This is a genomic window from Pseudomonas viridiflava (genome assembly GCF_900602065.1).
GTDB lineage: Bacteria > Pseudomonadota > Gammaproteobacteria > Pseudomonadales > Pseudomonadaceae > Aquipseudomonas.
In genome coordinates this window covers 22,118-33,765 of the sequence record NZ_UWFN01000285.1, presented here as the reverse complement: position 1 = coordinate 33,765, position 11,648 = coordinate 22,118, and the positions used below count along the sequence as shown (strand labels likewise).

The following is an 11,648-nucleotide window of genomic DNA, read 5'->3' as shown; positions in this document are numbered from 1 at the left end:
GTTTAGGCCCTTATTTTCAGCATTCTTCACTAGAGGCACTGGATTACATGGAAATCGGTCTGCGCGAGTGGCTGATCGTCATCGGCATAATTGTCATTGCCGGTATTCTTTTTGACGGCTGGCGCCGTATGCGCGGCGGCAAGGGGAAATTGAAATTCAGGCTGGACCGCAGCTTCTCGAACCTGCCGGACGACGACGAAAGCTCGTCCGCCGAGTTGCTGGGACCGCCGCGTGTACTGGATACGCACAAAGAGCCGCAACTCGACGAGGAAGATCTGCCGTCGATGAGCGCAACACCGCGGCAAGGCAAACGCAGTAACAAACGCAAGGATGAGCCGCAGCAAGGCGATCTCAACCTGGACATGGACGGTCCGAGCCTGTTCACCGGCCGTGACGATGATTTCCAGGACGACAAGCCTGCACAGCGCATCACTGAAGACAAGGACTTGGCGCCGGTCGAAGAAGTGCTGGTGATCAGTGTTATTTGTCGCGATGAAAGTGGCTTCAAAGGTCCTGCGTTGCTGCAGAACATTCTGGAAAGCGGTCTGCGCTTTGGTGAGATGGACATTTTCCATCGCCACGAAAGCATGGCAGGTAACGGCGAAGTCCTGTTTTCCATGGCCAACGCAGTCAAGCCCGGCGTGTTTGATCTGGACGACATCGACCACTTCAGCACCCGTGCCGTGAGTTTCTTCCTCGGCTTGCCAGGTCCGCGTCATCCGAAACAGGCTTTTGACGTCATGGTTGCCGCTGCTCGCAAGCTGGCTCATGAGCTCAATGGCGAACTCAAGGATGACCAGCGCAGCGTCATGACCGCGCAGACCATTGAGCATTATCGTCAGCGGATCGTCGAGTTCGAACGCCGCGCATTGACTCAGCGTCGTTGATTTATGCTTGGGTAAACATCCTGTGGGAGCGAGTTCATTCGCGAGAGGTCGGTAGATTCAACATCATCGTTGACTGATCTATTGCATTCGCGAATGAATTCGCTCCCACGGGTTATGCCCTGATAGACCGTACCAACATCTGAGCAGCCTAGGCTGCTCTTTTGCTTTTGAAGAGAACACCGCATGAAAGCCGCCGAAACCCGAATCCTTGAATTGCGCGCCGAACTGGATCAGCACAACTACCGCTATCACGTTCTCGACGAGCCCAGCATTCCGGATGCCGAGTACGACCGGCTGTTCCATGAACTCAAAGCCCTTGAGGCAGAAAATCCGCATCTGGTGACGCCGGATTCGCCTACCCAGCGGGTGGGCAGCGCGGCGCTGTCGGCGTTTACACAGGTGCGCCACGAAGTGCCGATGCTCAGCCTGGGTAACGCCTTCGAAGAAGTCGACATGCGGGAGTTTGACCGCCGCGTAACGGAAGGGCTGGATCTGCCTGTGGGCGATCTTTTCGGTAACGGCGCGAACGTGCAGTACAGCTGCGAGCCGAAGCTCGACGGTCTGGCGGTCAGCTTGCTGTATCGCGACGGTGCGCTGGTGCGTGGTGCGACACGTGGTGACGGTACTACCGGCGAAGACATCAGCATCAATGTGCGCACCGTGCGCAACATCCCGCTGAAGCTGCACGGTACGGGCTGGCCTGACGTGCTGGAAGTACGTGGGGAGGTGTTCATGTCCAAGGCGGGCTTCGAGCGGCTCAATGCGACTCAGGCGGAAATCGGCGGCAAGACCTTCGCCAACCCTCGGAACGCAGCGGCAGGTAGCCTGCGCCAGCTGGACTCGAAGATTACGGCCAATCGTCCGCTGGAATTCTGTGCGTATGGTCTGGGCCAAGTGTCTGCGGAAATTTCCGACACTCATATCGGCAACCTGAACCAGCTCAAGGAATGGGGCATGCCGGTCAGCCGTGAACTGAAACTGGCGAACGGCATCGACGAATGCCTGGCGTATTACCACGACATCGGCGAGCGGCGTCTGGGCCTCAGTTACGAAATCGACGGTGTGGTGTTCAAGGTCAACGATCTGGCTTCACAGCGCGAATTGGGTTTCCGTGCCCGGGAACCGCGTTGGGCCATCGCTCATAAATTCCCGGCGATGGAAGAGCTGACGGAGTTGCTCGACGTCGAGTTTCAAGTAGGCCGCACGGGCGCTGTTACGCCGGTGGCACGCTTGAAACCCGTCAAGGTGGCCGGTGTGACAGTCGCCAACGCCACGCTGCACAACATGGACGAAGTGGCGCGCCTGGGCTTGATGATTGGCGATACCGTGATTATTCGTCGCGCAGGGGATGTGATCCCGCAGGTCGTTCAGGTGGTGCTGGAGCGTCGACCCGAAGACGCCCGTGCGGTGGAAATCCCGCAAACCTGCCCGGTGTGCGGTTCTCATGTCGAACGCACGCAACTGATCAAACGCAGCAAGGGCAAAGAGACGGTCAGCGAAGGCGCGGTGTATCGCTGCGTTGGTCGTCTGGCCTGCGGTGCGCAACTCAAGCAGGCGATCATCCATTACGTCTCTCGTCGGGCGATGGATATCGAAGGTCTGGGCGATAAAACTATCGAGCAATTGGTGGACGAAAAACTGATCGGTTCGCCAGCCGATCTGTACGCACTGACGTTCGATCAGATCGTCGATCTGGAGGGCTTTGCAGAAATATCCAGCAAAAAACTGCTCAAGGCGATTGAAGACAGCAAGCAACCGACACTGGCGCGTTTCATCTACGCGCTGGGTATCCCCGATGTGGGCGAGGAGACGGCCAAGGTGCTGGCCCGCTCACTGGCCTCTCTTGAGCGAGTCAAACAGGCCTTGCCTGAGGTGCTGACCTATCTGCCGGATGTGGGCCTGGAAGTGGCTCACGAAATTCACAGCTTTTTCGAAGACGAGCATAACCAGAACGTCATTGACGCGCTCTTGGGCGAGCGTGGCCTGCAATTGCAGGATGAGGGCGAACTGGGCGCTGAATTCGCTGCCAGCGCGACGCTGGGCGGCATGATCGACAAACTGAACATCCCTTCGGTGGGCCCCGGCGCCGCGCAGAAGCTGGCCGACAAGTTTGGCTCGCTGGAAGGCATCATCAACGCTGACTGGCTGGACATGCGCCAGGCCTTGCCGGAGAAACAGGCCAAGGCGGTCCGGGAGTTCTTCGATAAACCGGAGAACGCCGAGCGCGGCATGGCCATCGAAGCCCAGTTGAAGGACTTCGGCATGCATTGGCAGAGCGAGAAAAAAGTCGTCGAAGGCTTGCCCTTGACCGGTCAGACCTGGGTCCTGACCGGTTCTCTGGAACTGATGAGCCGCGATGTCGCCAAGGAAAAGCTCGAAAGCCTGGGCGCCAAGGTGTCCGGTTCGGTCTCCGCCAAAACCCATACCGTGGTTGCTGGTCCGGGTGCAGGATCGAAGCTGACCAAGGCCAATGAGCTGGGTTTGAAGGTGCTGGATGAAGAGGCGTTTGTCGGATTTTTGGCTAAACATGGTATCGCGGTGGATTGAACGGCCATGCGCTTGCATTGCGGCGTAAGGGCTTTTTGTGGGATGCCCGTGTTTGCCTGCAGACTGATGTGCGATGCAAATCCTGCGGGGCCGAATTTATTCGGGAAGGCGGTATTTCAGACGAGACACAGGCTGCGTATGTATCGGCCCCTTCGCGAATGAATTCGCTCCCACGACGTTTGCGCAGTCCCTTTATCTGTGGACGCCCCCACGGGGCGTCATCGCCCAGGCGACCGATGTTTCAGCAACGATCCACGTCACGCATCAACTCCACGGAACGACCACCACCGGCGGTGATCTAGTGCTTGCTGGCCCACCAGGAGATCGCCATGTACCGGTTTTTCGAGCAACTCAGTTCGCGCATTGCTGCACCCTTTGTCGGCGAAACCCGACGTAACAGTAAGGTCTGGCAATGCCGGTGCGGCCAGTCAGTATTCTTTCCCAATACCCGGTGCCTGGCCTGCTCGGCGGCGCTGGGTTATCTGCCGGAGCAGGGGCGAATTGCGGCCCTTGAGCCCGGTCCCGATCAAGATACCTGGCGGTTGAGTGACGAACCCGGAGCCGGGTTGTATCGGCGTTGCGCCAACCTTGATACTCCTGCTGCCTGCAACTGGCTGTTTCCAGCCTATGACAGCGGCGAATTTTGTATCGCCTGTAGCCTCAACCGAACCATTCCAGACTTGTCGATCCCGGAAAACGGTGAGCGTTGGTGCAAAGTAGAAACGGCCAAGCGCCGACTGGTTGCGCAGTTGATCTCTCTCGGGCTGAAAGTCGTCCCCAAAACCCAGGATGAAGAGCGTGGGCTGGCGTTTGAATTTTTAGGCGTCGACCTGGAAGGCAATGCACCCACCACGGGCCACGCCAATGGGCTGATCACTCTGGACATAAAGGAGGCTGACGACGCGCATCGCGAAAAAATTCGCGTGCAGATGCACGAGCCTTACCGAACGTTGCTCGGACATTTTCGTCATGAAGTGGGCCATTATTATTGGGACCGTCTGGTTGCCAATACCTGGTGGCAGGACGGGTTTCGCAACCTGTTCGGCGATGAGCGCGCCAGCTATGCCGAGGCGCTGGATCATCACTATCAAAACGGTGCGCCTGCTGACTGGCAGCAAAATTTTGTCAGCGCTTATGCCACTATGCATCCTTGGGAGGACTGGGCTGAAACCTGGGCGCATTACCTGCACATGATGGATGCGGTCGATACGGCGCTGGGTTTTGGCATGAGCGCCCGTGACATGGATCTGGATTATCAGCCGTTTCCGCTGGAGACACTCTACGACCCCCAGCACCCCGGTGGGCCGGCCTTCCTGTCGTTCGTCAACGCCTGGATCGAGTTGGCGGGCATGCTCAACGAACTGTCACGCAGCATGGGGCAGCCGGACTTTTACCCTTTCGTTTTGCCACCCGCGGTGATCACCAAACTGCATTTCATTCACTTGGTGATTCAGGATGCGGGTGGTAAAGCGGATGAGGTGTTGCAAGCGCAGTAGGGACTTGCGCCATCACGCAGATCTGTAGGAGCTGCCGAAGGCTGCGATGCGGTGAGTCAGGGAGAATGGTTTCGCAGCCTCCGGCAGCTCCTACAGATTGAGTTATGGCAACGAGTTGCTCACTCCAAGACTAGACCTTCAGCACCAACTTCCCGAAGTTCTCGCCCTTGAACAACTTCTGCAATGTTTCGGGAAAGGTTTCCAGTCCGTCAACGATGTCTTCACGACTCTTGAGTTTGCCCTGGGCCATCCATCCGGCCATCTCCTGGCCTGCAGCGGCGAACTTGCTCGCGTAATCCATGACCACGAAGCCCTCCATGCGGGCCCTGTTGACCAGTAGCGACAGGTAATTGCTGGGTCCCTTGACCGGCGATGTGTTGTTGTACTGGCTGATTGCGCCACAGATCACGACTCGCGCCTTGGGTGCCAGGCGGCTGAGCACCGCATCAAGAATGTCGCCACCCACGTTGTCGAAGTAAACGTTCACGCCATTGGGGCATTCACGCTTCAACCCTGCCAGCACATCTTCGCTCTTGTAATCGATAACGCCATCGAATCCCAGCTCATTGATCAGCGACTCACATTTCTGCTTGCCGCCAGCGATGCCGATGACGCGACAGCCTTTCAATTTGGCGATTTGCCCGGCCACGCTACCTACTGCGCCCGCCGCACCGGAAATGACTACAGTGTCGCCACTTTGCGGCGCGCCGACATCCAGCAGGGCGAAATAGGCGGTCATGCCGGTCATGCCCAGGGCGGACAGATAACGGGGCAGCGGGGCGAGGTTCGGGTCTACCTTATAAAAGCCTTTGGGCTCACCCAGAAAGTAATCCTGAACACCCAGCGCACCCTGGACAAAATCACCCACGGCGAACTGATCATTTTGCGAGGCAATAACTTCGCCGACGCCCAGCGCCCGCATTACGTCACCGAGGCCGACTGGAGCAATGTACGATTTGCCCTCGTTCATCCAGCCGCGCATTGCCGGGTCCAGCGACAGATAGTGATTTCGGACCAGAATCTGCCCACTGTTCAGTTCACCGACCGGTACTTCCTGATAGGTGAAGTCTTCGCGGCTTGCTTCACCGACCGGGCGTTTAGCGAGCAGGAATTGGCGGTTGGTCTGGGGGCTCATGGCAGCTCCTTGTGAAGGTTAAACGTTTATTGAAGTCTCTGAGTCGGTGCCCGGCAAGTGAAGATCAGTTTGCGAATACGATTCGATCCAGTTCGATGATGAGGCGCCGTATATAAAAGGCTCCGTTTTTTCAAGCACGGAAGGTAATTCCAGTGTGATTAATGTGTAAGTTTTTACGGGTGTGTATGCAAGTATGACTAAATCGCTGTTTGGAAATGTGCAGTAAGATTTGCGTGGTATTGCAGGGTGTTGTGACCTCTTCATTTATGGAAAAGTGCCGCTCCCCGAGTGGGGGGCACACTATTTAATGGAGTCATACATGAAGAAGACAATAAGCTCTCTTGCCGCGCTGGTCATGGCGGTTTCGTTCGCTACTCAGGCAGTCGCTAATCCTGCGGATCCTCTGCATATCTCCGGTGACTATACCTGCACAGGGTTCGATAGCCATGACGGCGCTTTCAAAGGCGCCTTGACGTTAAAACTGGACGAGCAGGCCAGTCATTTTCAGCAGGGCTTTGGTGCTTATCAATTCAAGCTGGACGTTGATATCAATGGGGATGCCTCAACGTTCTCTGGGTATGCCGCAGCACAGGGGCATACCCTGGCGATGTATTTTGCCAACGACAGCAAACAGGCACCCACGGATCGTGGCGTCGGCTTGGCATTGATTAGCCATGATCAGGATTCAGGCGGAAATTATATTACAACGTTACACAAGTCTTATTACCTGCCGGATTACATGCGTACTTCAAAAGAGGGGAAAGGGCCCGGTGGGCGAGGCACAGAAGTCTGCACTAAGGTTATAAAGCGATAGTTGGCGATACAGGCTTCCACCTCAGAGGGGGGGCCGCTGCTTGATCAGGAATTGCTGAATAAAGCTTAAGGGGTAGGCTCACCGCTGCCGGTGTGCAGAGGGATGACAAGACGCTCGATATTCCAGGGTAAATAGTTATGCAGGTAGATCAATAGCCGAGACTGATCTACATTGGTCGCATTGCCTGAAACTTGAGTTGCCGTAATGTCTTCCATCTGTATGCCTACCCTCTACCCGAACGTCCTGCGCCCTGGAGATGCAGTCGCCCTGGTTTCACCGGCTGGCCCGGTCGCGGCTGCGAAGGTCGAAAGTGCGGCCGAGGTTCTTAAGGGCTGGGGTCTCAAACCTAGAATCTACCCTCACGCACTGGACACTCATTCCTTCTATGCCGGCACAGATGAACATCGGCTTGCTGACTTCAATGCTGCGCTGGCTGATCCGGAAATTCGCGCAATATTCTGTAATCGTGGTGGCTATGGCGCACAACGTATCGTTCAACACCTGGACTTCGATGCTGTAAGGCGTGATCCAAAGTTGGTGATCGGGTTTTCCGACATCACGGCTTTTCACGCTGCGCTCTGGGAGCACGCCCGACTGGCAACCCTCCACGGTCCGGTGGCCAGCCAGTTGGAACGGGGAGGCGTATTCGTCAGTGGCCTGCGGCACGCGACCATGAGCACCGAACCGGTTTTGGTGACAGCCAGTCCAGCCGAAGCCACTTTTGATGTGCGCACGCGGGGCAGCGCCCGCGGCGTATTGCTGGGCGGCAATCTGAGCATCCTGAGCAGCAGCGTGGGCACTGATTACATGCCGGATCTGAACGGCGCCATTCTGTTGATCGAAGATGTGAGCGAAGCCGCCTACCGCGTCGACCGTCTGCTTACCCATCTGCTTAACAGCGGCGCTTTAGAGGGCCTGGCGGGGGTCGCTGCAGGTCAGTTCAGTGAGCCAAAGGGCTCTACAGGTTCGATCACCCACTCAAGTGTATTGATGGAACGACTTGGCGATCTGGGCATTCCTGTGTTGGGTGGCCTGTCTATCGGTCATGACGCCGTCAATTACGCAGTGCCACTGGGCGTAGAGGCCATTCTTGACGCAGATGCCGGTACGTTGCGCGTAGGTGCTGCCACTCGCTGAACATTGCCTTGCACATGTTCAGCGCTCGAACTTTGGTCATTGCTTCAAATTGGGCTTTTATCAGGCGTTCGAGCAGTCGGGGCGAGCGGGTTTAGCTGAAAATTTCAGTGTCGTGGACTGGATGTGGTCAGCGAAGTATGCCGAATCCATCCTGAAAACGACTCCGGTATAGCTATTAGCCATTATCTCGGCGTCAATCTCTTGTACATCTCCTCGGCCGTTGCGAATCTGCACGATTATTGAATGGCGTGATGAAAGGTCCTGATTCAGTGGCCTTCACGCCTTGAGTGATCGAACGGAGATGAGCGCTATGATTTCGGCCGTGCAAGCTCGCGTAGCCAACCTCGGCATGGCAAAAAAACTGGGCGTTGGTTTTACGCTGGTTTTGCTCCTGACTGCGTTGGTGGCGGCCATTGGTGTCTGGTCGCTTAAAAGTATCAGCGTGCACTTCGATGGGTTGAAGCAGATGTCATCCCTGAACAGCGGGCTGCTCAGGGTTCGATTGCTTGAGCAGGAATACGCTCTGCGTAGCGACCCTAAGTTGGTTGAGCAACTGCACACTGGCGTCGATGAGTTGAATGCACTGGCTGAACAACTGAAAAGCCAGTCCCCCGCCAGCGAGTCGCGCATGACCGAGGTCCAGCAGACGCTGGTTGCTTATCGCAAGTCCTTCGATCAATTCGTCGATATTAGCCAGAGCAAGGATATTGCTCTGGAAATGGCCAGTTGGTCAGTCTCAAGTGTTGCCAACAATCTGGACGTCTTGCAGGCCGGGCTGGCAGATGACGGCGCCTATGGACTCAAGGACTCGAAGGGCGAGCAGGGCTCGGAGTTCATTGAGCAGGCCAATCAGGTCAGTCAGGTCTCCAGATTGATGATGCAGGCCATGGACGAGGCTCGCGTGCGCCTCGACAAAAGTCGCAAGACAGGCTCGGGTGACGAGATTAAAACCGGCCGGATCGAACAGGCCGATGAGGCCAAGGCGTTGGCTGAAGAACTCAAAGGGGTGGTCAAGGATGAGGGGTACCTGACGGTGCTGGGCGAGGTCAGCACGCATATCGTCAACTTCACTGAAAAGCTCAACGAGTACACCGGTCTGCTTGCCAGCGAGGCGCAGGTCTCGCTGCAGTTGGCAGCCAATGCAAGGCAGGTCGTCGAGCAGGTCAAACAGGCCTACGCTGCCGAAGATGAGTTCATGCAGACTCAGCTTGGCATCAACACCCTGCAGATTATTGGTTCCTCGGTAGTAGCTTTGTTGGTGGGAGTCATTGCGTCGCTGTTGATCACCCGCCTGATTGTTCGGCCGTTGCGCAGTGTGATTGCCATTGCGCAGCGCATTGCTGCGGGTGATCTGAGCGGTAGCGTTGATGTACAACGTCGGGATGAAATCGGCCAATTGATGCTCGCCATGCAGCAGATGGGCGCCGGGTTGAGCGGCATTGTCCGGGGGCTGCAAGCAGGCATCGATCAACTGGCCGGTTCGGCGAACGCTCTTTCGGCCGTGACCGAGCAGACCCATCGCGAAGTCAGTAGTCAGCAGGAGGAAACCGACCAGGTTGCGACCGCCATGAACCAGATGACGGCAACGGTGCATGATGTCGCTCGCAACGCCGAGGAAGCGGCGTTTGCTGCACAGAGCGCCGACGATAAAGTTAACAGCGGTCAGACCGTGGTACGCCAGAGCCTGCAGCGTATCGAGCAACTGGCTAGTTCGGCGGCATCAGCGAGCAGCAGTATCGAAAAGCTGAGCGCCGAAATCCAGAACATCGGCACTGTGTTGGGGGTGATCAAAAGCGTAGCCGAGCAGACCAATCTTTTAGCGCTCAACGCCGCCATTGAAGCTGCGCGCGCGGGTGAGCAGGGAAGGGGTTTTGCAGTCGTTGCCGATGAAGTGCGGGCGCTGGCCAAGCGTACTCAGCAGTCCACTGAAGAAATCGAACGCCTAGTCAGCAGCCTTCTCAGTGGTGCGTCCACTTCTGTGGCACAGATCCAGAGCAGCGGTGAGCTGGTCAAACTTGCGGTCAGCGATGTGCTGCAAACCGAAAGTGCACTGGGCAGCATTGCGTCGGCAGTGTCGATGATTCAGCAAATGAACCAGCAAATCGCAGCCGCGGCACAAGAGCAGACTTCAGTGGCTGAAGAGATCAACCGCAGCGTCACCAGCATTCGCGCGAGCGCTGATCAGTCTGCCTTGGCCATGCAAGGCAATGCGACGTCGAGTGTCGAGCTGGCCTCGCTGGGAACCGAACTGAAAGGGATGGTTGGGCATTTCAGGTTGTAGGGTGACTGAGTTTTTGCGGGCCTGTAGGAGCTGCCGAAGGCTGCGAAGCACTTAGCGCTGATGCAGCGCCATCGCAGCCTTCGGCAGCTCCTACAGGTCGCATGTATTCGAAGCGACCGGCTTCTACCTGCCTCTACCGGCGTGAACGCCCATTCAGGATCACCAACGTCAGAACCCCCGCCACAATCCCCCAGAACGCAGAGCCAATGGAGAGCAGGGTCAGTCCCGAGGCGGTCACCATGAAGGTGATCAGTGCCGCTTCGCGCTCTTTGGGTTCGTTCATGGCGACTGTCAGGCCATTGATGATCGAGCCGAACAGCGCAAGGGCGGCAATCGACAACACCAGCTCCTTGGGAAACGAGGCAAACAGCGCGGCTAACGCTGCGCCATAGATCCCTGCAATGGCGTAGAACACTCCGCACCAGACTGCAGCCGTGTAACGCTTGTCACGATCTTCATGAGCATGGGCTCCGGTACAAATAGCTGCACTTATAGCGGCGAGGTTTATCCCGTGGGAGCCGAACGGTGCCAGGACCAGTGAGGCGATGCCGGTTGCTGAAATCAGCGGCGAGGCCGGCACGTGATAACCATCCGCGCGTAACACTGCGACGCCCGGCATATTCTGTGAAGTCATGGCGACCACAAACAGCGGAATACCAATGCTGACGGTCGCCGCCAGGGAAAACTCTGGCGTGGTCCAGACGGGCATCGCCACTTCAAGTTTGAACCCGCTGAAATCCAGTAAGCCGAGCCATCCGGACAGTGCCGTACCCACCAGCAGAGCGGCCAGCACTGCGTAGCGTGGGGAGACCCGCTTGATCAGCAAATAGGTAAAGAACATGCCCAGTACCAGCGCGGTGCGGTGTTGGGCGGCGACGAAGATTTCACTGCCAATCTTGAACAGGATGCCTGCCAGTAAAGCCGCTGCAAGGGATGCCGGAAGCTTTTTTACCAACCGGTCAAAGCTGCCGGTCACGCCGCAGATGATCACCAAAACTGCGCAGGTAATGAAGGCGCCGATCGCTTCGGGATACGCCACGCCGCCCAGGCTGGTAATCAGCAGCGCTGCGCCGGGGGTCGACCATGCCACGGTGATGGGTGTTCTGTAGCGTAAGGACAGGCCGATGCTGCACACGGCCATGCCCATGAACAATGCCCAGATCCACGAAGAAATTTGCCCACTGGTGAGCCCCGCGGCCTGGCCAGCCTGGAACATCAGCACCAGCGAACTGGTGCAGCCCGTCATCATGGCAATGAAGCCTGCGACGATGGCGGCGGGCGACGTATCGGCGAGAGGGCGCAGACGAGTGGGGTTTGAAGCGTTCATCGATCCATCCTTGAGCGTGTGCAA

At 57.2% G+C, this 11,648-nt stretch carries 8 protein-coding genes and 1 pseudogene; 7 read left to right on the top strand and 2 right to left on the bottom strand.

The features are described 5' to 3' along the window. Positions 1 to 47: 47 nt before the first annotated feature. The 3 genes from zipA (at position 48) to EE949_RS18475 (ending at position 4,930) form a co-directional block, all read left to right on the top strand. Positions 48 to 887 (top strand): cell division protein ZipA, encoded by an 840-nt coding sequence (gene zipA / locus EE949_RS18485; protein WP_122665617.1) that lies wholly within the window; start codon positions 48 to 50, stop codon positions 885 to 887. 183 nt (positions 888 to 1,070) lie between these two features. Beyond that, positions 1,071 to 3,434 (top strand): NAD-dependent DNA ligase LigA, encoded by a 2,364-nt coding sequence (gene ligA / locus EE949_RS18480; protein WP_122665616.1) that lies wholly within the window; start codon positions 1,071 to 1,073, stop codon positions 3,432 to 3,434. A gap of 329 nt (positions 3,435 to 3,763) precedes the next feature. Further along, complete coding sequence (locus EE949_RS18475; protein WP_122665615.1) at positions 3,764 to 4,930, top strand: zinc-binding metallopeptidase family protein; 1,167 nt, start codon at positions 3,764 to 3,766, stop codon at positions 4,928 to 4,930. Positions 4,931 to 5,060: 130 nt separating this feature from the next. On the opposite strand, the gene EE949_RS18470 is transcribed toward EE949_RS18475, so the two are convergent. After that, positions 5,061 to 6,065: an NADP-dependent oxidoreductase gene (locus EE949_RS18470; protein WP_122665614.1), complete on the bottom strand. Its 1,005-nt coding sequence runs from the start codon at positions 6,063 to 6,065 to the stop codon at positions 5,061 to 5,063. Between the two features lie 319 nt (positions 6,066 to 6,384). Between EE949_RS18470 and EE949_RS18465 the strand changes: the two genes are divergently transcribed. The 4 genes and pseudogenes from EE949_RS18465 to EE949_RS30295 all read left to right on the top strand — a co-directional run bounded on the left by EE949_RS18465 (position 6,385) and on the right by EE949_RS30295 (position 10,297). Further along, a complete protein-coding gene (locus tag EE949_RS18465; RefSeq protein WP_122665613.1) occupies positions 6,385 to 6,879 on the top strand; it encodes a hypothetical protein in 495 nt (164 codons plus the stop codon). A 204-nt stretch (positions 6,880 to 7,083) separates the two neighbouring features. After that, entirely contained in the window at positions 7,084 to 8,016 is a 933-nt protein-coding gene (locus EE949_RS18460) for a S66 peptidase family protein (RefSeq protein WP_122665612.1), read from the top strand. A 301-nt stretch (positions 8,017 to 8,317) separates the two neighbouring features. Beyond that, a pseudogene (locus EE949_RS30300) lies at positions 8,318 to 9,436 on the top strand (HAMP domain-containing protein); the annotation flags it as partial. Beyond that, on the top strand, positions 9,416 to 10,297 hold the full coding sequence (locus tag EE949_RS30295) for a methyl-accepting chemotaxis protein (RefSeq protein ID WP_430735983.1): 882 nt from the start codon (positions 9,416 to 9,418) through the stop codon (positions 10,295 to 10,297). The pseudogene EE949_RS30300 and the gene EE949_RS30295, both read left to right, overlap by 21 nt. Before the next feature lie 133 nt (positions 10,298 to 10,430). Here EE949_RS30295 and EE949_RS18450 read toward each other — a convergent pair whose 3' ends face one another. Next, positions 10,431 to 11,624 carry a benzoate/H(+) symporter BenE family transporter gene (locus EE949_RS18450; RefSeq protein WP_122665610.1) on the bottom strand — a complete coding sequence of 398 codons (1,194 nt, stop codon included), beginning with the start codon at positions 11,622 to 11,624 and terminating at the stop codon, positions 10,431 to 10,433. Positions 11,625 to 11,648: the final 24 nt, after the last annotated feature.